Origin of the sequence: Allofrancisella heilbronnii (assembly GCF_000710735.2) — a bacterium.
Classification (GTDB): domain Bacteria; phylum Pseudomonadota; class Gammaproteobacteria; order Francisellales; family Francisellaceae; genus Francisella; species Francisella frigidaquae.
The window spans coordinates 1,539,208-1,562,393 of the sequence record NZ_CP144673.1 but is presented as its reverse complement, the minus strand read 5'-3'; the positions used below and the strand labels follow the sequence as shown (position 1 = coordinate 1,562,393).

Here is a 23,186-nt window from a genome sequence, read left to right as displayed (position 1 = left end):
TAGTTAGTTTGCCTTAATAAAGATTGCACTAGCAAAATTAGTACTAATATATTAGTATATTAGACATCTAAATTTTAAATCTCAAAAAATTCAAATAAATGTCAAATATCGTAATCGTTGGTGCCCAGTGGGGCGATGAAGGTAAGGGTAAAATAGCAGATACTTTAGCAGAAAAGTCAGATTTGGTCGTTCGTTACCAAGGTGGTAATAATGCTGGCCATACTCTTGTTGTAGATGGTAAAAAAACATTTTTACATCTTATACCATCAGGTGTTTTGCATAAACATACTAAATGTGTAATAGGTCATGGAGTAGTTTTAGATCCAGTAGCTCTTGACCAAGAAATCACTAGATTATTAACAAATGGTGTGGAAATCTCTCCTAAAAATCTGTTTGTTTCTGAATCATGCGTTGTTATTACTTCTTATCATAAACTTTTAGATGCGGTTAGAGAAAATAATACTAATGAGAAAATAGGTACAACAGGTAAAGGTATTGGCCCAGCGTATGAAGATAAAGTTTCTCGTAAAGGTATAAAGTTTAAACATTTATTTGATAAAGAACAGTTAAGAACGAGACTTGTTAATAGCTTATCGGAAAAAGAAATTTTGTTTAAAGATTTGTATAAAGTTGAGTATCCAAGCTTAGAAGAAGAGCTAGAAAGATTGTATAACTTAGGGCAAAAACTCAAACAGTATGCAGCAGATACTTTTTCTATAATTGATGGAGCTATTTCACAAGGTAAAAATATTGTTTATGAAGGAGCTCAAGGCGTATTGTTAGACATTGACTACGGTACCTATCCTTTTGTTACATCTTCGAATACTTCAGTAGCAGGTGTTTATTCAGGTGCGACAACAGCCGGTCATAATTTGGACCATGTAATTGGTATTACCAAAGCATATACTACTAGAGTTGGTGAAGGACCTTTCCCTACAGAGCTTTTTGATGATATCGGTAAATTTATCCAACATAAAGGTGGGGAAATAGGTGTAACTACAGGTAGAATCCGTAGATGTGGTTGGTTAGATTTACCACTTTTAAAATATTCTGCTAAATGCTCTAATTTAACATCTATAGCTTTAACAAAAATTGATGTACTCTCAGGTATGGACACTTTGAAAATATGCGTTGGTTATAATTATGAAGGTAGAGAAATCGATTGTGCTTACCCTGGTATTGATTTAGCTAAAATTGAGCCTATATTAGTCGATTTAGAGCCTTTTACTATCCAAGAAAAAATTACTCAAGATAATATACCAGAAGCTCTTAAAACATATTTAGAAATGATCGAAAAACATGTAGGCATTCCTATATCCGCAGTTGCTTATGGGCCATCTAGAGAACAAATTTTATTTTTAGAAGATTATTTTAAATAAAGGTTAAGTGTAATGAGTTATTCTGCGTATGATACAGATGTGTACATAACTAGTGAAGAAATAGAAAAAGAAGTAACAAAGCTTGCTCAAAAAATAAATAAAGATTATGAGGGGCAAGAACTTACTTTAATATGTGTGCTTAAAGGCTCATTTATGTTTTTTGCAGACCTTGTTAGAAAGTTACGTGTAGACTTAAGAACTCAATTTGTAACAGCTTCATCATATGGTTCTGGTACTAAAAGCTCAGGTAAGGTAAATTCAACAGTAGAAGCTTTGAAAGAAGAGCATATTAAAGATAAGAATATAATAATAGTTGAAGATATTGTTGATACTGGACATACTTACCATAGATTGCTAGAAGGGGTTAAAAATTTCCAACCTAAAAGTTTAAAATTTGCAACTTTATTATTTAAGCCGGCAAGATTAGAAAGAGAGGTAGTTTTAGACTATGTTTGTTTTGAAATAGAAGATAAATTTATAGTCGGTTATGGTCTAGATTATGATGAAAGATTTAGAGAGTTGCCATATATAGGTTTGATAAAGTAAATCACTTTTCTAAAGTTTATCAATTTATAAGCGTAAGTGTGCTTTAAAACAACAGTCTAAAATTTTCAAAAATTTCATTACGTACAAATAATCATTCCAAAGATTTAGTAAATATAACCCTTAACGTTTATAATATAACTATATTTAATGTATTGTGGGTAGATATATGAAAGTTCTAATAGTTGGTGCTGGCCCTACAGGGCTTACTTTAGCTGTAGAATTAGCTTATAGAGGTATCGATATTCGAATCGTTGAAAAAAGAAAAAATGCTTCTAATTTATCTAGAGCTATAGGTATACAGCCAGCTACATTACGAAGGTACGCCCATTTAGGAGATATCACACAGAAGATATTGTCTGAAGGTATACATATATCACAAGTAAATATTTTTCGACATAACACGCTTTTAGCAAGTATAGACCTGAAAAAATATTTAGCTGACGATGAGCTTATGATTTCATTACCTCAAGATAGAACGGAGGCAATTATAGAGCAGAAACTAAAAGAGCTTGGCAGAGAAGTTGAATATGGAGTTGAGCTAAAAAGTTTATACCAAAATGTTGATGCTACAGTGACTGCAGAGTTTTCAAATGCTGAAGATGAAACGTTTGATTATGTGGTTGGTGCAGATGGTGCTCATAGTAAAGTTAGAGAATTAGCAGGAATTGAGCAACAAGGTTATGTATTGCCTGATACATGGTATATAGCAGATTTTTATGCCAAGTCAGAAAATATTGACGCAGCTACAGTTTCAAATACTAAAGCAGGCTTGTTTTTTATGATGAGAATGGCTGATAAGAGATATAGAATTGTTTCCAACCATGAGATAGATTTAAAAAAATTACCGTATAATCTAGAAGTTGATAACGTTTATCGTCAAGGTAGCTTTAAAATATCTATTAAGCAAGCTAAGCAATATTTTAAAGGACATATTATCCTCTGTGGTGATGCAGCACATACTCATTCTCCTGTTGGTGGTAGGGGTATGAATCTAGGTATAGCGGATGCATTTGCTGCAGCTAAAGCTATTGTAACAGGCAATTTAGCAGCTTATAATGATAAGCAACATGCAAAAGGCAAAGAGATAATAAATATGACGGAACGTGGTAGAAAGTTTATTATGTCGCAAAGCCAAGGTAACGCATGGCTACTTAGGTTAATCCTTCTTATATTGTCTAAGACTCCATGGCTACAGCGGAAATTTGCTAAGACTATAGTTACTTTTTAGTAAATAAAGAAGTTTGTATCGGTTAAAAAAATCTATTTTTTAGAATACTTATAAGATATAAACCACATATGATAGTTGTTATAAGAAAGCTAATAGGTATATCTATATAGTATGCTATAGCTATACCAGCCCATACGGTTAGTAAAGAAATTATAGAGCTTAGAAAAATTGGTTTATAAAAACCGTCAACCCATTGTATTGCAATTGCAGCAGGTCCAATTAACAAAGAAAAAATTAGTAATATCCCAACTACCTGACAAGCCATAGACACAGTAATAGCTATAGCTATAAAAAGTGCTACAGAAAGTAGTTTATTTGGTATTTGTTTTGCTTCTGCAAATACAGGATCTAGAGAAGATATAAAAAGAGGTCTAGCAATAATTGCTAGTAGAATAATTGTAAATATTGCTAATCCTATTAGCACATATATTTGTTCAATAGATACTGCTAGGATATTTCCAACAAGTATAGTCATTACTGAACCAGAATAACCTGTTTGGTATAAGAAAAGGAAATAAGTACCCAAGCCTAGGAAGAATGTTAAAACGATTCCTATAGCAATATCGTTTTTTTTGATTTTATCACCAAAAGCTCCCATGAGTATACCAGCTATTAGGTTGATAACTAATTGACCGGTCATGGGCGAGAGATTTATTAATACAGCTCCAGCAGCTCCAGTAAGGCTAATATGTCCCAAAGCATGAGATGCAAATGATAATCTACGAATTATCACGAAAAAGCTTATGACTCCACACATAACCGCAATAATACTTCCAGCAATAAAAGCATTTTGCATAAAGGTATAGTTAAACACAGATATCCTCCTGTAAGCAAGGCAATTCATCACAGTAGTGGCAAGCACCGTCTTTAAAATGGATAAAAGCATCTAGCTGGGAACTTATTTCTTTCATGTCATGAGATATTATTAACAAAGTAATATTCTCTTTTTTATGTATTTCTTTTAGACTTGCAATAAACTTTTGTTTTGCATTAGGATCTAAATCTGATAGTGGCTCATCAAGCAAAAGTATTTTCGGTTCGTTTATTAGAGCTTGAATCAAAAATATACGTCTTTTTTGACCGCCAGATAGGTCTTTGAAAGGTTTTTTGATATATTCTTTAGTTTCGGTTAGTTCTATAAGATAATTTAGTTTCTTTTTAAACTCTCTACTAAAGAAAGGCAAGCCCCAGGATTTTGGTTTAAAACTGTATTTTATTAGTGTCAAACCAGAAGTTTTTTCCTCATAATTAATTTCACGTTCTTGGGGGATATAGCTAATAGAGTTTACATCTATTTTTCCATCATTTATGGTGATTTCTCCAGAAATAGCAGGTATTTTTTTGAGGATAGTTTTGAAAAATGTTGACTTGCCTATACCATTTTTTCCGACTATTCCTACCCATGCATTAGTTGGGACATTTAAATTAAGAGGTTGGCTTAAGGGAACATTCTTATAGCCGATAATCAGATTTGAGCATTTAATCATTTTGAGCTGTCTTACTATTTTCTTTAGCTTGCTTTAATGCTTTTGCTGTAGTATTTAAAGTTTCAATCATCCAGCTTATAACATTTTTATCTGCAGGCATGGTTTCTGTAACTCCAACTACAGGAATATCGTTTTTACCAGCAACATTTAATATATTTTTGGTAGTGTTGTCTGTAACTTGCTTGTTGTAAAATAATACTTTGACTTCTCTATCAGCAAAAAGCCTTTGGTAATCTATTACCATTTTTGGACTGGGTTCTGAATCATTCATGATAACCCATTGGAAATCTAAACCTTTCATATCTAAGCCAAGAGCTGTAGCCATATAACCAAACAGAGGCTCTGTTGCAGTAACAGGGGTACCTTTATATTTTTTATTAATTTCGGTTACAAGCTCAAACACCTTTTTATATTTTTGGTTAAAGGCTTGATAATTTTTACTGTATAAACTACTATTTTCTTCATCCATTTCAGAAAAAATAAGTTCTAATTTTTCTGCTAAAGCAGGAAAAGTTTTTGGGTCATACCATAGGTGGGGATTAATGCCTAAATTTGAAATTTTTTCAAAATCACTTAAATCTTCTACTTTAATTACTCTTGCATTTTTATTGCTTTTTAAGATAGAGTCCACCCATGAATCATAATCTGCTCCATTGTAAATAATTACATCAGCATCAGCCAGTAGTTTGGCGTTTTTTACTGATGATATAAAAGTATGAGGGTCCCCATCAGCGTTACTGATAATATTTGCAACATCAACATTATCTCCACCAATCAGACTAGCAACGCTGCCATATTGGTTTTCTGCAGCTACGACATTAATTTTTTCAGCAAAGGTTAAACTACAAAATCCAATAAATAGCAGTAAAAGATATGATAGCTTTTTCATTATATAACTTTAGAAAATATTTGTTTAAATAAAAATAATAAATCAAATAATTAATTGAGTAAAGCACTATTGTTAGCTTCTAGAGTCTTTTATAAAAAAACCTATTATAAAAGAAAAAAACATTAATATAGGGATAGCTAGCATAGTTACTTTAAATGCAAAAAGTTCATGATGTGATTGGCTTATATAGTTAATAATCTCTCCTGTTAGTGGCTGTAGGACTCCGCCGCTAAGAGGTAAGAATAAGTTTACTAAAGCTAAGGCTGTGGCAATGCGTGTTATCGTAACGGTATTCCTTAACGCTGAAAAGTTAAGTACGTGAACTGCTTGAACACCACCAAATAATAAACATAATACGAAAACTATATATACGTTAGTATTTATGTACAGTAGTAATATAACTATAAATATTCCTAAAAAAGGAGCTATTATAAGAGGCTTTCGTTCTCCGTCTAATAACGTAGCGATCATCCCCCAGATGGGACTAAATATAGCGACACCTATAAAAATTAAGGATGTGCAAATCCCGGCATTGTATTGAGAAAAACCTAACAATTTTAAATATTTTATTCCCCATAAATCAGCAAATAGTACAGTAGTTCCATAAATAGTAAAGCAGTATATACCGTTGAGCCAAATTTGTTTATTTTGTAAAACTTCCATTAAACTGGTTAAAGATTTAGTTTGTTGCCCCTTAAAAAGTATATTTTTAGAAAATTCTGGGTGGGTCTTAATTATGAAAATACTTAGTAAGAAAATAATGATTGAAACTAAAAAGACCCCGCTCATAATCATTGAAATATTAAAATATTTTGATAATACCACAAGAGGGGCTGCCGATAACATTGCGCCAAAATATAAAAAGAATTGAGTAAGTCCAGTAAATAAAGGAAATAGTCGCGGAGGCAACCAAAGGGATATACTCTTAAAAGCACATAAAAATGCAAATCCTCCTCCTAATCCAGCAAGGCTACGATATATAATAATACCATTAAGAGAAGTTGCTACGGTGGCAATAAATATTGAAACGCTAAAAATTAGTGTGCTTACAATCATGATTCTTTTTATGCCAAATTTATCTACTAATAACCCTGCAGGTAGTTGAGCAATTACATATGTTAGATAAAAGGCAGAGCTAGATAAAGAAATATCTTGAGCAGACATATTGTATGGGGAGATAGAAAAAGAGTGATATAATGCTCCGCTAGAGGATCTTATGAAATATTCTAGAGCATAGAAAAAAGCACAAATAAACCAAATACTTAACCCTAAGGTTTTTACTTTTTCCTTTAACATCAAAATGCTCCATATTTATTGTTTAGGTGATTCTATAGGTATTATCCTAGTATTATTTCCAGCAAATAAAATTGTTACTTGATCGCCTACATGAAGATTTTTATCATCTTCTTGTAATACTGCAATTGTACTACCATCTTTAAGCTGTATGGTAAATTGGTAAGCTCCAGCAGACGTTAAAGCTTTTTCAGTTACACCTCCAGCGATGCCTCCAACTATGGCTCCACCTATAGAGCCTGCTATGCGTCCAAGTGTGCTGCCACCGCCAGCAAGCGCGCCTCCAAGACCGCCAGCAAACCCGCCTACTTGTGTACCAATATTGTCTTGGCCTTTAATATTAACTTTTTGGATATCAATAATCTTACCTTGTTCTACTTGAGAAACTTGTCCTACTGAATTAGCTGAGTAGGTTGGTCCAGAGCTAGTGCAGCTAACTAGAATCACAGATATAATAGTTAATAAAATTATACTGTAAATTTTTTTCATCGAACAGGCTCCCTAAATTAACTAGAATCACAGGTATAATAGTTAATAAAATTATACTACAAATTTTTTTCATTGAATAGGGCTACTAAATTGAAAGTCTAATTGCTATAGTTGCTACTCTTTTGCCTAGAGTTTTACATATCCTAATTTCGTCATCAGATAGTGTTTTATTAGCTGAAAATGTGTTTAAATGTGATGCACCATAAGGGGTTCCTCCTGTACGAGTATGTTCCAAAGCCTGCTCGCTGTATGGTATACCGACTATCAAACAACCATGATGCATAAAGGGGATCATCATTGATAGTAGAGTACTTTCATGTCCGGCGTGCATCCCTGAAGCAGCTGTAAAAAAGCCTACAGGTTTATCTATTAAGTTACCTTTAAACCATAAATCACTATGTTTTTCTAGGAAGTGTTTAAGTGGTGAGGCCATATTACCAAAGTAAGCTGGGCTGCCAACAATTAAACCATCACAGTTAGCAAGATCCTCTTTTGTTGCAAATAGATCGCCACTTTCTGGGATGGAAGGTTCGGTTTTTTCTACATTGACAGAAATGTTTGGTACTGTACGAATCGTTGCTTCAGCTCCAGTAGCTTCAACACCAAGAGCTATCGTATGAGCCATTTTTTTTGTACTTCCACCTTGGCTGTAGTATAGTATTAGTATGTTTTTCATTGCTGTGTTTCTATGTTTATTAATATCGAGTTATACAAAAAGTATCTACTAGTTTTTAAAAACTATTGGATATGGGTCTTTAAAGAATATGTCCGTAAAGATTGTCCAACTGTAGCAGCCTCTATGACACTTATTAGTTTATTTGCTATCGTACCAACTTTCTTTATAATAATAAACATTTTGAATATTTTTAATGTATTTAATTCGCTTTCTAGCAATATTCAAACATTTTTGTTCGAAAATATGCTTCCAGCTACAGCTGCAACTGTACAGGAGTATATTTTAAGTATTTCTAATAATATGACTTCCTTACCGGTACTTTCTGTATTCTTTCTTGTTTTAATTATATTTTTAATGATTAAAAACCTGGAAATGACTTTAAATAAAATCTTTTTTGTTAAAAAATCTCGTCCAATGATACAAAGCTTATTAGTATATTGGGCATTAATGACAATGGGCCCCTTACTATTAGGGTTTGTTTTTATTTCTAGCACGTATATATTATCTATGGCATGGTTTTTTAATGGTATTGGGGCTAAACAATATTTTTTGAACTCTTTATCGATAACGTTCCTGACAGCAGGTTTTTTTGTGGTTTATAAAATACTTCCGAATACAAAAATTAACTCATGGATAGCTTTAGTAGTTGCTTTATTTGTAACTATAGTTTTTTTTATAGCAAAAAGGATATTTTCTTTATACATGTTTTATGTGCCTACATATTCAGTTATTTATGGCTCTTTATCACTAATTCCAATATTTATTCTATGGGTATACGTAATTTGGCATATTACTTTGTTAGGTGCAGTTATGATCAGGGCTATACAGTATATGAAAATCACTTTAGACTTTAAAAAAGAGGTCAAAAGAGATGATTTAAGTATTGGAATAAACATTCTAAAAGAGCTATATCTGGCTCAAAAAGAGCAGTTGGATGGTATATTAATAGATGACATCTATAAAAAGATGTCTGTAGCGGATTACGATAAAATAAAAAAAGTACTTTATGCTTTAGAAAGCGGTAGTATTATACGGATAGATGCAAATGATAAGTGTTTTATTAACTGTGATATATTTGGTATTAGTTTACATCAAGTATATTTAGCCTTTAGACCAACATTGAATTTTAAAACGAGTTCATTTAGGAAAATTAATGCCATAAAATCGCAGTTGTATAAAGAACTTGATGTGAAATTATATGAATGTTTTAACTAGGTGATTTAGATGCTTTTAAACTTTCTTGATTATTTTGCTTTAGTAGTTAATGTGTTGTACACAGTGTACCTTGCTAGATTAAAGGTATGGTCATGGTCTTTGGGTATAGTGGGTGCCATTGCTCTTTTGATTTTATTTGCTCTCAAAGGAATTTATTCTCTTGTTTTATTACAAACTGTTTATGTAGGTTTTTTTAGCTTTGGCTGGTATAAGTGGTCTAAGCAAGGAGTAGAGGGTGGAAAGCAAGCTATTAGATGGATGGGTGTGGCTGATTATCTACACTATAGTTTTTATACAATAGCGTTATGTTTATTATGTTTAGGGTTTAATTGCCTTACAAATTCAAGTGATATTGTATCCACTGGTATTCTAACGGGTATAACATTTACAGCTATTATTATGACTATACAGAAATTTATGGAAAATTGGATAGTTTGGATAATCTCAGATTTGTATTTTGTTGTAGTAATGTATCAGCAAGAATTATATGGTCAAGTTATTCAGAATTTTATATTTTTTCTTACAGCAGTATATGGGTTTTACTATTGGTATACTAAAACAAAGGTCGCTAAAAACTAGACTATGATAGTAAAAGTCGCTTTAGCAATTCCACCGTCTTATTTACTGGATTATAAAGTAGATGGACAAAACTTAGATTTATTTGACAGAGTCTTAGTACAAGTTGGTAAGCGTCAACTTATAGGCTTTGTTGTAGCTAAAGATGTTACAGTGGATTATGAAATCACTAAAATAAAACCAATAATTAAATTGCTTGATAAACCTATAAGTTTACAAATGCAGAAAATTATTCAATGGATAGCTAATTATTATTGCTGTGATCTATATAGTGCAATACATCTAGCTTTGCCAAACGACTACTTTAGAAAAGAAATTATAGTTCCACGTCAAGAGGTTTTTGTTTATGTTAATCAGGTTAAGTTACAAAATTATAAACCTACATTTAAACAGCACCAGCTATTAGTAAATTTTAAAGAAAGAGAACTTATTAATTTTGAAGAGTTAAAAATTTTAGGTTCTATTTACGTTATTAATAAACTTCTTGAGAAAGGAATTTTATTAAAGAAGACACAGTTGAAAAGTTTACCTACGAAAACTGGTAAAGGCGATAGTTCTAAAAAATTAACTATAGAACAACAAAAAGCTGTAGAAACTATTTTAAGTGTAGATACCTTTAAAGTTTTCCTACTATATGGTGTAACAGGTAGTGGTAAGACTGAAGTTTATTTACAAACTATTGATAAATATCTAGAAAACTTACAACAAGTTTTGGTTTTAATTCCAGAGATAAATCTTACACCACAAACTGTAAGTAGGTTTGAACAACGTTTTAATGATAAAAAAGTTGTTGTATTACACTCTAAATTAAGTGAAAAAGCACGTTTGACAAATTGGCATAATATAAAAGAGGGTAATGCTGATATTGTAATCTCAACTAGAAGTGGTGTTTTAGCAGATTTTAAAGACTTAGGTATAATTGTGGTAGATGAGGAGCATGATACCTCATTTAAACAACAAAACAGCACTATACGCTATAATGCTCGTGATGTGGCTATATTCAGAGCAAAAGAGCTAAATATACCTGTTATATTAGGTAGCGCTACTCCATCTATTGAAAGCTATTATAATGCTCTAACACGTAAGTACAAGCTTTTACGGCTTAAAAACAGAGCTCTTAATAACCACATAAATGAAATTAAACTTTTAGATTTAAAATCAGCAATTGTAGATAATGGTGTAAGCAATACGCTTTTTTCGCTTTTGGAAAAAAATATCAATTCCCATCAGCAATCATTAGTTTTTGTCAATAAGCTTGGCTTTGCAAAAGCTTTAGTGTGCAAGAGCTGTGGGGTTGCTGTTGAATGTAAAAAATGTGATAAACCCTATACATTACATACTCATCCTTATCAGTATTTAGAGTGTCATTTTTGTGGCACACGTAAGCCGCTAGTTGTTGTATGCCCTTGCTGTGGAGGAGAGTTGTTTACTTATGGTGTAGGAACTGAAAAGATCCAATCTCGGCTAGAGGCTAAATTCCCTTATAATAAAATCATTCGCTTTGATAGAGCTAATGTTAAAACCATAGATGATCTTGATAGCATAAATAAAATGATTAGCTTAAATATGGTTGATATTGTAGTCGGTACGCAAATGATAGCTAAGGGTCATCATTTTGAAAACATTACTTTAGTAGGGCTAGTTAATATAGATGCTGGATTATATGGTACAGACTTTCACGCGATAGAAAAAACTGCCCAAATGATTGTGCAGGTATCAGGAAGAGCTGGCAGAGCGGATAAAAAAGGATTGGTTGTATTGCAAACTTACCAACCAGAAAATAAGCTTTTGCAATTATTGGTGAGTAAGGATTATTTGGAATTTTTAGATTATTTGCTAGAACAAAGAAAATATGCAAATTATCCACCATATAGTTATCAAGCTCAGGTGATTGCAGAATCCAGAAAAGAGACTAATATCTTAGAGTATTTAAATACTTTACATAGTCATATAACTTTTGCCAATGATATTACGATATCAAAACCGTTACCAGCATTACATTTAAAGAAGAATAATATTTACAGATACAGCTTATTAGTGACATCACCATCTCGCAAGCATATAAATACTTTAATTAGGTGGATAAAAAGTACCACAGAAAAGCAAACACTTAAATCAATAAAATTATACTTTGATATAGATCCAGTGGAATTAGCTTGAACCTTTTATAATATCTACTTTTTTATATATGTTTTTCTACTTAAGCGTTTAGTGAGAGCTATATTTTTGGCATAAAACGGAAAATCTATTGTTGTATTGTTGTAGCACAGGATATTTATCCTCACAATTTTGTAGCTCAATTAGCTTCTCAATTCGCTTACTTATATTATTCCATTTTTGCATCAATTGATTATACGAGTCTTTATTAAGGTATAATGCTTCTTGAGCTTTTAAGATTTTATTTTTGAGCATATTTAAGTCATTATTATAATCTTTATACTCCATGTTATTTTTAACATATATATTCTGATATTGACGTGACTCTATGGTTTGCTTTTTAATTTCATCTTGAATAGTGCATTTAGCTTTTTCAAACCCAGAATATTTCTCTTTATAATCTGAATAATCTTGCTCATACATAGAGATTCCAGAATTCTTTTTTATATATGCATCTAGTTCTTTATCTAAAGAGTCAAGTTTATTTTTTACATGATTAAAAGATTTTTCAAGGTTTTGGATAGTCCCCATCTTTTTTGAATATACATCATAATTTTTATCAAAATTCAATCGGTTGTCGCTTATCTTTAATTCTACATCTTTTAATAAAACTTCATCGTTCTGTTTCTCCTTTATAATAGTAGGCCATTCGGACACTAAATTATCAAGAGAGGAAATAATTGAATCTAGTTTGCGAAAATGATATTCAATCGCAGCATCTTTAATTTCCATCACGTTCTTTTTGAAATCTTCTGCCTGTATTCGATGCTTTTCATTTGCGATCAAACTTAGAGCTTCGTTACGAGAATATTTTAAATATTTACCATTTGTGTTTAAGAAATTTCTCCATATCGGAATAATATTTTGTACGAACTGTATTTTATTTTTATCAGTATATGACGATCTTAAGTCCTCTATTCTTTTAAAGGTATTTTTGTATTGTTGAACATCACTAGGTCTATATTGCTCAACGTTGAATATATGCTTTGCATATACACATTGTAACCATTTTATGACTATCTGACTAAAGAACGAGTAATATTCTTTATTATTATTTTCATTTATCTCAAGAACAAGATAAATAAATATATTATTAATTGCTAATAAAATATTAGGCATGGGAGATACTTGATTGAAATTTACTTTTATTAGGTCATTACTTAACCCAGATATTATATCATGTATTGTATAAATAAAGGTAAAAGCAGCAAATATAGGATCTAAAAGGTTATTTTTTAGACTAGGAGTATTAATAGTGTCTTTTGATATTGCAATTGAAGATGGGTGAAATTGAGAAAGGTTTGACACGTATATAGCATTTTCTAGTTTTTGAGATGAGTGTATAAAATCATTTTCCAAACGTTTTAATTTTCTAATAGCGTTTTCTAGTGCCATACATGATGATTGTTTACTAGATTTCGGACCGTTCTTTCTAATATTAAGTGCTTGGTTAAAACCAATCTCAAGTTGATTAATTAATTCTATACATGAGAGGTTCATTTTTAGAAGAGATTTAGCATGATGAAACCCAAAATCTTTATTTGAAACTTCTTCATATCTTGAATTTATTTGCTCTAATATGACAGGGTTTACCATTTCCAAAGTTTTTCTGTAAGGTTCAAATTCTACCATATCTATTTACCAATATTTTAAATTTAACAAGTATTGGTATTAAATAATAACACAACACATCTAAGATTGTATCGATAAAATTTAATAAATAATTTCAAAATGGTTTCAAATGTAGTCTATAATAATTGTATTAGCAAATAATTTATTAGGTAAAACGATGAAAAAGTGTTTAATTACTCTGACTGGAGCCTTAGCAATTTTATCGCCAAATATTTATGCAAATAGTATCAATAAAGATACTATTCTTTTCGTTTGTGGAGGGAACACTGGTCGTAGTGTTATGGCTGAGTGGTATACAAAACATACATATAAGGATCTTGATACTTTTTCAAGAGGATCCGGAATTGACCCTAATGATGAAGTAACAACAGAACCTTATGCTGAAGAGCTTATACTTAAAAATAATGACGCAACGAAAAAAGAAATTAGTTTACATCGCGCCACACCAATTGCACTTACTGATATTTATAAGGCAAATATTGTTCTTACGATGGGTACTAAATATAGCGATAGACTAAAGAATACTATTGATAGGGAGTGTTCTGATTTTAACTTAAATTATTCAAATAGAAGCTTTAATAAGGATCAGTGGATTGCAATGTGTAATGATAAAGATCAATTAAAGGCAAAAATATATACGCTAATTGGATGTGCCACAGGAGCAGATGGAGATATACCTGACGCATATGGGCAAAATAAAGAATTTTATATTGATGTTAGAAACCAAATTACTCAAAATATAGATGAAATTATTCCTACTTATATTAAAACTGGTCAATGTCCATACCCAATAATAATTCAAAAATAAAAACAAATTTATCAGATAAAAGACGGTCGGTTTAACCGCAGATATCCATATAGCTTGTCGAAATGGGTTTGCTAAAACGCTGTAAATACTAAGCTTCTACTCTGCTCAGCCCTTGAGTTTTTGTAAATAGCCATTAAACCAACAATCTTGGTAATATAGTGATATGAGTTAACATTTTTAAATAACTCACCTTACGCAAAAGATTGTAAATTTTAAAAAGATATTTAGAATACTGGACATAGGAAAAAATTCTGTTTTTTAAGAGATGGACAAGGATTTACTAGACATATACACAGATTATCTTATAAGCCAAACTAAGTATGCTACGGCTACAAAATTATCAGATATATTAGATCAAGAAGTATCACATGACAAAATAACAAGGTTTTTAAGTAAGTCAGATTTAACAAGCTTAGAATTTTGGAAATATATAAAGCCTTTAGTTAGAAAACATAATAGCGAATACGATGTTCTTTGTTTGGATGATACAATTAGTGAAAAGCCAAGTACAGATGAGAATGATATAGTCTGTTGGCATCACTCTCATGCTAAAGGTGTTCATGTAAAGGGTATTAATATAGTCTCATGTATGCTTAGTACATCAAATTTATCTATTCCAATAGACTATGAGATAGTGAAAAAGGATGAGCGATATTATGATGAAAAAGATAAACGGTATAAAAGAAGATCTAAAGTTACTAAAAACCAAATGTTTCAAAACATGATAAATCGAGCAGTTATTAATCATGTTAAGTTTAAATATATTTTGGCAGATAGCTGGTTTTGCTCTAAAGATAATATGAATTACATACATCACACATTATCGAAGAAATTCATACTTGGTATGAAGTCAAATAGAGTTGTTGCCTTGAGTGATTATGCTAGAAAGAGTAAGGATTTTATTAAGCTCTCTGAACTTGATATTGCTGATGGAGAATCTTTAAAGATATGGCTTAAAGATATGAATTTTCCTGTACTTTTAACAAAAAAGATTTTCATAAACGAGAACGGTACAAAAGGAATTTTATATCTTGTAACAAATGATTTAGAAATAGATTCTAATCAGTTATATCATGACTATCAAAAAAGATGGCAAATAGAGGTTTATCATAAATCAATTAAGCAAAATACTTCTTTATCAGCCTCGCCAACTAAAGTTGAGAAAACTCAAAGAAATCATATTTTTTGCTCATTAGTGGCTTTTTGTAAACTAGAAATGCTCAAGATAAAAACTTCACTAAACCACTTCGCTCTGAAATATAAGCTCTTGGTTAGATCTAATGCTATTGCTCTTAAGCAACTATATGAAATTAGAAATTCATGACTAACTTGCGTAAGGTGAGTAAATAAGTCTATCTCTATGGGATAATATTCTTTAACAATATAAAATGAGTAACAATGGTCTCATGATTCTAACACATCAAAAAAATCATAGATGCTTATTAAAAAATATACATGAATTGGTATTTTTAACCCTTATTTTATCATTTACCATACTTTCAAAATTAAAGTTTGATATAATCTGGCGAAAATGCAATAAACAAGTAATAAATAAGAGCTCCCGGGGAGCTTAAATTAAGAAGAAGTCATGTATGCTCAATAACTATTATATGGTGTTTATCACGTAACAAGAGTGTTGGCTAATTAAAATAGTATTTGAGCTATTTCCAGTATTAGGTGAACTATATACTCTATTGTAGAATCAGCTTAGAAAAACAAAAACGTGTTTATATAAATCACTCATTTGTAATAATAAAGTAAAAAAAGAGGAATCTCTTATGTCAATAAATAATAGCGATATGGTTGTTCATATTATTCATGGCGACCATATATCCACTAAGAGCTTAGCTAATTTATCTCCTGACGATTACATCCAATCACAAATCGATACAATAAAAAGTTATGTCAATACTCTGGTACAGTATAAAACAGGTCAAAGGCATCTGGTTGTCTGTCCTGAATATTTTTTAACTTATAAAGACAGGGAGCATCCTGGCTCCACAAAGGAAGAGTACAAGAAATACCTTACAAGACTTTCAAATATCCCTCCATATGTGGTTTTAGTGCCTGGTACATGTATTCGTAAAAAATCTATCAACAGTACTTACGATGATCTTCTAGACCTTCACACCAGTTTGGCTCAAAAAAAGGATAAAAATAACGACACTATTTCACAGCAAATAAAAGACGTCGAGAGGAAGCTTTATAGTCACAAGCCACGTTTAGTAAATAAATATCCACAATTAAATTCATTAGCCAACTACCGTTATCAAGTGTACAAAAAAGCTTTTGAGGATAAAAAGGACAACTTCCAGGACACTTATGTTGTTAGTGAGGTGAGTAGTTTAGATACTACAAATTTCATCAAAAATGAGTATAGCAAATTTGGCGTCAATAATATTAAGCAAATGAATTTCGTATTTAATACTTTGAATGTTATTTATAATAACAAGAATGTATATAAGTATAATAAACGAAGTTTCTGGAACGAAAAAAAATCGCAAGCTGATTCAATCTATATGCCTTTTAATTTTAACTATAATCATATCTTATGGGTTGATAAGATAAATTTTTCTTTTGAAATATGTTACGATCACAAATTAAAAATTCGATACAATGATATAAAAAACAATCAGGCAAAACCTTCAGATTATCATATCATCCTATCTGACACTATTAGTACTTATTTAGATACCTACTTAGCACCGTATCTTGTCCATAGTAGCACAGATAAGCGTAATTCAGGACTTTTTGTTTGGAATAATAGCTCTTATGTTAAACATTATCCTTGTTCATATGCATCAATTTCAAACAACATAACTAGCACACAATATAAAGTAAATATCCATTATTCTTATTCTTATACGGACAAACAAAATCTAAATAATAATAATAATGTTAACTTGTTGTTTTCAGCCTTAAATAATAATGATGCCAATGCCGTAACCAATTACATTAAGCAGATCTTATCTGTAAACCTTAGTCATTGGGAAAAAGAGAAAATCTTAGCAGCAAAAGATAGTGCTGGCACACCTGGGTTGTACATGGCTTTGCAAGAAGGTCATACTGAAACTGTTAAAGCGTATATTGAAGGTATTAGAAATATACCTATGATCAATAAAGACATACTTTTGGCGGCAAAAAGTAATGATGGCACGCCTGGGCTATATATGGCTTTGCAAGATGGTTATGCTGAAGTGGTTAAAGTGTACATTGAAGGTATTAAAAATATATCTCTGATCGATAAAGACATACTTTTAGCGGCAAAACGCAGTGACGGCATCCCAGGCTTATTCATGGCCTTGCAAGAAGGTCATACTGAAACTGTTAAAGCGTATATTGAGGGTATTAAAAATATACGGGGAATCAACAAAGACATACTTTTAGCTGCAAAAAATAATGACGGTATACCAGGGTTATTTATGGCCTTGCAAGAAGGTCATATTGAAACTGCTAAAGCGTATACTAAAGGTATTGAGAATATACCTGGGATCAATAAAGATATGCTTTTAGCCGCAAAACACAGTGATATGTTATACTTGAGTGATGTGATGTTAAAATTTGATTGAATCTGATTTTATATAAGAAACTATGGCATAATATTTACAAACCTAAGATATAGATCAAAAGATTGCATGCTCTATAATGTTAAGTATAAAAAAACCCAGAGAAGAGTTGGAGAATAAGCTATAGAATAACGTTTGAGCCCTTTCATTTAATTATGTGTTTCTAACTTGTCAAAATATCATCATAACTTGTTAAAATAACTGTATATGAGATAGCATTTTTAATTTGTATTATCTCATGTAATAATAGTAAAGTTAAAAAGGAATGATTATATGTCAATTAACAATAGCGATATGGTTGTTCATATTATTTATGGTGATCATGAATCTACTAAGAACTTACCTAATTTATCTCCTGACGGTTATATTCAATCACAAATCGAAACAATAAAAAGTTATGCTAATACTCTGGTGCAGCATAAAGTAGGACAAAGGCATTTAGTAGTTTGCCCTGAATATTTTTTAACTTATAAAGACAGTGATCATTCTGGCTCTACAAAGGAGGAGTACAAGAAATATCTTATAGGACTTTCAAATATTCCATCATATGTTATTCTAGTTCCTGGTACATGCGTTCGTAAAAAACCAGTCAATAGCGCTTACGATGATCTTCTAGATCTCCACACCAGTTTGGTCCAAAAAAAGGATAAAGATAAGGATGAAACTATTTCACAACAAATACAAGATGTTGAGAAAGAACTTTATCATCATAAGCCACGTTTAGTAAATAAGTATCCGCAGTTAAATTCACTAGCTAACTACCGTTATCAGGTTTACAAAAACGCCTTTGATGATAAAAAATCTAGTTTACAAAATACTTATGTGGTTAATAGGGTAAGTAATTCAGATACTACAAATTTTATAAAAAATGAATATAGTAAATTTGATGTTAATAATATTAAGAAAATGAGTTTCGTATTTAATACCTTGAATGTCATTTATAATAAAAAAAATATATATAAGTATAATAAACGAAGCTTCTGGAATGAGAAAAAATCGCAAGTTGATTCAATTTATATGCCTTTAAATTTGAATTATGGTAATACCTTGACGATTGATAATAAAATGAATTTTTCTTTTGAAATCTGTTTCGACCATAATAAAAAAATTCGTTATAATGATATAAAAAATAATCAAGCAAAACCCTCAGATTATCATATAGTTATATCTGACACTGTCAGTAATCATTTAGATACTTATCTAGCTCCGTATCTTGTTCACAGTAGTACAGAAAATCGTAATTCGGGACTTTTTGTTTGGGATGGTGGTTCTTACGTTAAACATCCTCCCTGTTCATATGCGTCAATTTTAAATAGTGTAACTAATGTAAAATATAGAGTTAACATTCATTATTCTTATTCTTATACAGATAAACAAAAGCTAAATAATAACTTTAATCTGTTATTTTCGGCTTTAAATAATAATGATGTAAAAAATATAACTGATTATATTAGGCAGACCTTATCTTTAAATCTTAGTCACTGGGAAACAGAGAAAGTTTTAGCTGCAAAAGATCGTAATGGTACACCTGGGTTACTTTTGGCTTTGGAGAATGGTCACGCTGCAGCAGTTAAAGCGTATATTAGTGGTATTAGAAATACACCTATGATCAATAAAGATATGCTTTTAGCTGCAAAAGATAGTGATGGTACACCTGGGTTACTTTTGGCTATGGAGAATGGTCACGCTGCAGCGGTTCAAGCGTATATTGATAGTATTAGAAATATACCTATGATCGACAAGGATATGCTTTTAGCTGCAAAAAATCGTGATGGCACCCCTGGGTTACTTTTGGCTTTGGAAAATGGTGAAGCTGCAGTGGTTAAAGTTTATATCGATGGTATTAGAAATATGCCTATGATCAATAAAGATATGCTTTTAGCTGCAAAAGATCGTGATGGTACACCTGGGTTGAGCATGGCTTTGGAGGGTGGCCATGCTGAAGCAGTTAAGGTGTATATAGAAGGTATTAAAAACATGTCTATAAACGATAAAGATATGATTTTAGCGGCAAAAAATGTGGATGATACACCTGGGTTATTCATAGCTTTGCAAGAAGGTTACACTAAAGTTGTTGAAGTGTATATCGATGGTATTAGAAATATACCTATGATCGATAAGGATATGCTTTTAGCTGCAGAAGCTATTGATAGTACGTATAGTACGCCTGGGTTATTCATGGCTTTGCAAGAGGGTCATGCTGAAACCGTTAAAGCGTATATAGATGGTATTAGAAATATACCTATGATCGATAAGAATATGCTTTTAGCTGCAAAACGTAATGATGGTATACCAGGATTAAACCTGGCCTTAAAGAAAGGTCATGCTGCAGCAGTTAAAGCGTATATTGATGGTATCGATAATACACCTATGGTCAATAAAGACGTACTCTTAGCTGCAAAACGTAATGATGGTATACCAGGGCTAGTTATGGCTTTGGAAAAAGGTCACGTTGAAGCAGTTAAGGTATACATTAAGGGCATTGAAAATGCAACAGGGGTAAACAAAGAAGTACTCTTAGTCCCAAAAGATAGTAATGGTGCGCCTTGGTTATGCCTGGCCTTGCAAAAGGGTTCTTATATGGAAGCTGTAGCACAATATTTACAAATCGAAGATACGGATCAAAAGATTGCTTGCTCTATAATGTCAAGTATAAAAGGATCGAGAAAAGACTTGAAAAATAAACTATTAGACTGGTCGAGGAATTATAATTCAAATCACATTAAGTTGAAAAAGGATTATCAATTACTTATTAGTTTGCTTTCTTTTAATAGATCAAATTTTTTTAAAGTAGAGGTTTCAGATTCATTGAAAGAGCTTAACCGCGTTAGTCATTGGAAGTAATATACAATTCAATTAGTCAGCAATTACTGCTGCTGTAATATTGGTAAAATAAAGGCGCATAAAAAAAACTATAAATAACTCACCTTACGCAAGTTAGTCATGAATTTCTAATTTCATATAGTTGCTTAAGAGCAATATAGCTAAATCACTATATTTTAGTTATATTGTTTTGTATTTGATCCAATGACCTATTCACTAGATTTTCGTAAGAAAGTATTATCGATAAAAAAGTCGGAAGGTTTAACATACCAGGCTACAGCAGATAGATTTAAGATTGGTAAAAACTCAGTATACTTATGGAGTAAACAAATTAACTCCAAGGTTACCAAATCTAGACCTGAAATTAAACTAACACAAGCAAAGTTACTTGATGATGTAAGAGCTTATCCAGATGATTACCAATATGAAAGAGCCCAAAGGTTAGGAGTAAGTCAAAGCTGTATATGCTATGCTTTACAAAGGTTAGAAATAACATATAAAAAAAGACTTATAGCCACCCTAAAGCAGATCCTATTAAACAAAAGAATTTTGAATCTTGCTTAGAGAATTATATTCTAGAGGGTAGAAATATTGTATATGGTGATGAAAGCGGTTTTGCATATGATATGCCAAGAACCCATGGCTAGTCTATTAAAGGAGAAAGATGCTACGGAGTTAAGGATTTTAGTAATAAAAAAAGAACTAATGTGATAGGTGCTTTGCATAAAAAAGAATTAGGTTCCATGAACAAAAAGGGACTTTCCAAATAAATGTACTAGCTAAAGCAATAAAGCCTAAAAAAGCTGAGCAAGTTTTGTCAAACCTGGAGAAAACTCTTCTAAAATGCTTAATTTTAGAGAAGAAATTCTATATAAGATGCCTTTCTTTATAAATATGCCAGTCAACACTATGATCTTTTGTGTAGTTTTCTCTAGCAGGAATCACAACAGTATTGCCATTTTCTTTGAGAAACCTTACATTTTCATCTGAGAAGTATGCTTTATCAGCTATGACATAAGAGTCTTTAATACCATGCAAAAGCTCTTGAGATGGAACTATATCATGTATATTACCAGCAGTTAGAATAAATCTAACTGGATTTCCTAAAGCATCTGTAAGAGCATGTATCTTAGTAGTAAAGCCTCCAACACTCCTACCTAAAGCATGAGTTTTATTGCCATTAATCTCATAACCACTAGCACAAGCATGTGCTTTTACTGATAATGAATCTAACATAAACTGCTGTGTATCTACATTAGACCTCTTGCATAACCCATTTAGATCTCGAAATTATAAATTCCAGCTATCAAATTAAACCTTAAACCAAATCGTTTTCTTCTGTTTCTATAACGATCGGCAATAATTTTAAATCGCTTAACCATGCCAATCACATTAGACCTCTTTCGAAACTATAATATAAAGTTTATACTGGGTTTCAGAGAAAGCTAATATTATGGTTTTGTATTGAAATACGCACAAGAGAAGTTTTTATCAGAGGAACAATTCAGAAGATTAACAGGAGTCAAGCGAAGTACGTTTGAGAAGATGGTAAAAATCTTAGATGAAGCAGATAAGAAGAAAAAAGCAAAAGGAGGTAGAAAGAACAAGCTTAACATAGAAAACCAGCTATTAATGGCCTTGGAATACATGAGGGAATATCGCACCTACTTTCACGTTAGTCAAAGTTATGGAATAAGTGAAAGTTCTTGCTATAAAGCGATTAAATGGATAGAAGAAACATTAATCAAGCATCCGGACTTCTCTTTGCCCGGAAGAAAAGCTTTGCTTAAAAGCGATATGGACTATGAAGTTGTGCTCATAGACGCAACTGAAACACCATGCGAGCGCCCAAAAAAAGGGTAAAAAATAACCAGCGGATCAAGAATCGAAATAATAAGCAAAGGCATTTTTACTCTGGCAAGAAGAGAAGGCATACTTTAAAGGCTCAGGTTGTTGTTGATAAGAAAACTAAAGCAGTGATATGCACCGCATTTTCAAACGGCAAGCGGCACGATTTTAGGTTGTTTAAGGAATCCAAAACCTATATCCATCCTGAAAAGAGAGTCATTACTGATACTGGATATCAAGGCATACAAAAGCTTCATAGCAAATCTGAGTTGCCCAAAAAGAAGAGTAAGAAAAATCTTTTAACGAAAGAAGATAAAAAGAAAAACCAAGAACTTGCGAGTCAAAGGGTGTTGAATGAAAATGTCATTGGCATGATTAAACGATTTAAAATCGTATCTGATAAATATAAAAATAGACGAAAAAGATTTGGACTAAGATTCAATTTAATAGCTGGCATTTATAACCTGGAGTTACATAAATGAGTTTCGAAAGAGGTCTATTCTCATTTAGAACACGTTGACTTGTAGTAGCTCAAACTTGATCTGACAGTCACCAATTAATTTGAGACTGAATT

General features: G+C 31.6%; 19 protein-coding genes and 2 pseudogenes. 12 read left to right on the top strand and 9 right to left on the bottom strand.

Translation table 11 applies throughout. The features are described 5' to 3' along the window. Positions 1–98: 98 nt before the first annotated feature. The 3 genes from FRA_RS07350 to FRA_RS07340 all read left to right on the top strand — a co-directional run bounded on the left by FRA_RS07350 (position 99) and on the right by FRA_RS07340 (position 3,153). Positions 99–1,379: an adenylosuccinate synthase gene (locus tag FRA_RS07350; protein WP_035720366.1), complete on the top strand. Its 1,281-nt coding sequence runs from the start codon at positions 99–101 to the stop codon at positions 1,377–1,379. 12 nt (positions 1,380–1,391) lie between these two features. Beyond that, the gene (hpt, locus tag FRA_RS07345) at positions 1,392–1,925 is read left to right on the top strand and encodes a hypoxanthine phosphoribosyltransferase (RefSeq protein ID WP_035720365.1); all 534 of its coding nucleotides are present in this window, start codon (positions 1,392–1,394) and stop codon (positions 1,923–1,925) included. Between the two features lie 166 nt (positions 1,926–2,091). Further along, positions 2,092–3,153: an FAD-dependent oxidoreductase gene (locus tag FRA_RS07340; RefSeq protein ID WP_035720363.1), complete on the top strand. Its 1,062-nt coding sequence runs from the start codon at positions 2,092–2,094 to the stop codon at positions 3,151–3,153. A 22-nt stretch (positions 3,154–3,175) separates the two neighbouring features. On the opposite strand, the gene FRA_RS07335 is transcribed toward FRA_RS07340, so the two are convergent. The 6 genes from FRA_RS07335 to wrbA form a co-directional block, all read right to left on the bottom strand. Further along, positions 3,176–3,997: a metal ABC transporter permease gene (locus FRA_RS07335; protein ID WP_321174123.1), complete on the bottom strand. Its 822-nt coding sequence runs from the start codon at positions 3,995–3,997 to the stop codon at positions 3,176–3,178. Then, positions 3,960–4,640 carry a metal ABC transporter ATP-binding protein gene (locus tag FRA_RS07330; protein WP_035720361.1) on the bottom strand — a complete coding sequence of 227 codons (681 nt, stop codon included), beginning with the start codon at positions 4,638–4,640 and terminating at the stop codon, positions 3,960–3,962. Before FRA_RS07330 ends, FRA_RS07335 begins: the two co-directional genes overlap by 38 nt. Then, positions 4,633–5,529, bottom strand: coding sequence for a metal ABC transporter solute-binding protein, Zn/Mn family (locus tag FRA_RS07325; RefSeq protein WP_035720360.1), 897 nt, complete (start codon positions 5,527–5,529; stop codon positions 4,633–4,635). The genes FRA_RS07330 and FRA_RS07325 overlap by 8 nt, the downstream gene beginning before the upstream one ends. A 72-nt stretch (positions 5,530–5,601) precedes the next feature. Next, complete coding sequence (locus FRA_RS07320; RefSeq protein WP_035720359.1) at positions 5,602–6,825, bottom strand: MFS transporter; 1,224 nt, start codon at positions 6,823–6,825, stop codon at positions 5,602–5,604. Positions 6,826–6,840: 15 nt separating this feature from the next. Then, positions 6,841–7,311, bottom strand: a complete 471-nt coding sequence (locus FRA_RS07315; protein ID WP_035720358.1) for an outer membrane lipoprotein — start codon at positions 7,309–7,311, stop codon at positions 6,841–6,843. Positions 7,312–7,396: 85 nt separating this feature from the next. Next, positions 7,397–7,987, bottom strand: coding sequence for an NAD(P)H:quinone oxidoreductase (gene wrbA / locus FRA_RS07310; RefSeq protein ID WP_035720355.1), 591 nt, complete (start codon positions 7,985–7,987; stop codon positions 7,397–7,399). A gap of 12 nt (positions 7,988–7,999) precedes the next feature. Here wrbA and FRA_RS07305 point away from each other — a divergent pair, with 12 nt between their 5' ends. The 3 genes from FRA_RS07305 to priA are packed head-to-tail and all read left to right on the top strand — an operon-like array spanning position 8,000 to position 11,938. Continuing rightward, positions 8,000–9,202: a YhjD/YihY/BrkB family envelope integrity protein gene (locus FRA_RS07305; RefSeq protein ID WP_035720352.1), complete on the top strand. Its 1,203-nt coding sequence runs from the start codon at positions 8,000–8,002 to the stop codon at positions 9,200–9,202. Between the two features lie 9 nt (positions 9,203–9,211). Then, positions 9,212–9,781, top strand: a complete 570-nt coding sequence (pnuC, locus tag FRA_RS07300) for a nicotinamide riboside transporter PnuC (protein ID WP_035720350.1) — start codon at positions 9,212–9,214, stop codon at positions 9,779–9,781. Positions 9,782–9,784: 3 nt separating this feature from the next. After that, a complete protein-coding gene (gene priA, locus FRA_RS07295) occupies positions 9,785–11,938 on the top strand; it encodes a replication restart helicase PriA (RefSeq protein WP_035720347.1) in 2,154 nt (717 codons plus the stop codon). A 48-nt stretch (positions 11,939–11,986) separates the two neighbouring features. On the opposite strand, the gene FRA_RS07290 is transcribed toward priA, so the two are convergent. Next, positions 11,987–13,567, bottom strand: a complete 1,581-nt coding sequence (locus tag FRA_RS07290; protein WP_035720345.1) for a hypothetical protein — start codon at positions 13,565–13,567, stop codon at positions 11,987–11,989. 157 nt (positions 13,568–13,724) lie between these two features. On the opposite strand from FRA_RS07290, the gene FRA_RS07285 reads away from it, so the two are divergent. From FRA_RS07285 to FRA_RS07265, 5 genes are all read left to right on the top strand, one after another. Next, positions 13,725–14,375, top strand: a complete 651-nt coding sequence (locus tag FRA_RS07285) for a low molecular weight phosphatase family protein (RefSeq protein WP_035720343.1) — start codon at positions 13,725–13,727, stop codon at positions 14,373–14,375. A 265-nt stretch (positions 14,376–14,640) separates the two neighbouring features. After that, positions 14,641–15,699 (top strand): IS701 family transposase, encoded by a 1,059-nt coding sequence (locus FRA_RS07280; RefSeq protein WP_464110826.1) that lies wholly within the window; start codon positions 14,641–14,643, stop codon positions 15,697–15,699. A 454-nt stretch (positions 15,700–16,153) separates the two neighbouring features. Further along, positions 16,154–17,944 (top strand): ankyrin repeat domain-containing protein, encoded by a 1,791-nt coding sequence (locus tag FRA_RS07275; protein WP_051686777.1) that lies wholly within the window; start codon positions 16,154–16,156, stop codon positions 17,942–17,944. A 270-nt stretch (positions 17,945–18,214) separates the two neighbouring features. Next, positions 18,215–20,785, top strand: a complete 2,571-nt coding sequence (locus FRA_RS07270) for an ankyrin repeat domain-containing protein (protein ID WP_051686776.1) — start codon at positions 18,215–18,217, stop codon at positions 20,783–20,785. A gap of 183 nt (positions 20,786–20,968) precedes the next feature. After that, positions 20,969–21,328: an IS630 transposase-related protein gene (locus FRA_RS07265; RefSeq protein ID WP_035720331.1), complete on the top strand. Its 360-nt coding sequence runs from the start codon at positions 20,969–20,971 to the stop codon at positions 21,326–21,328. Positions 21,329–21,631: 303 nt separating this feature from the next. Here FRA_RS07265 and FRA_RS07260 read toward each other — a convergent pair whose 3' ends face one another. Together FRA_RS07260 and FRA_RS07255 are read right to left on the bottom strand one after the other, a co-directional pair. Continuing rightward, positions 21,632–22,000: a transposase gene (locus tag FRA_RS07260; protein WP_464110827.1), complete on the bottom strand. Its 369-nt coding sequence runs from the start codon at positions 21,998–22,000 to the stop codon at positions 21,632–21,634. Positions 22,001–22,041: 41 nt separating this feature from the next. Then, positions 22,042–22,158 (bottom strand): annotated as a pseudogene (locus FRA_RS07255) (IS5/IS1182 family transposase); the annotation flags it as partial. 70 nt (positions 22,159–22,228) lie between these two features. On the opposite strand from FRA_RS07255, the pseudogene FRA_RS07250 reads away from it, so the two are divergent. Further along, positions 22,229–23,094 (top strand): annotated as a pseudogene (locus FRA_RS07250) (IS5 family transposase). Positions 23,095–23,186: the final 92 nt, after the last annotated feature.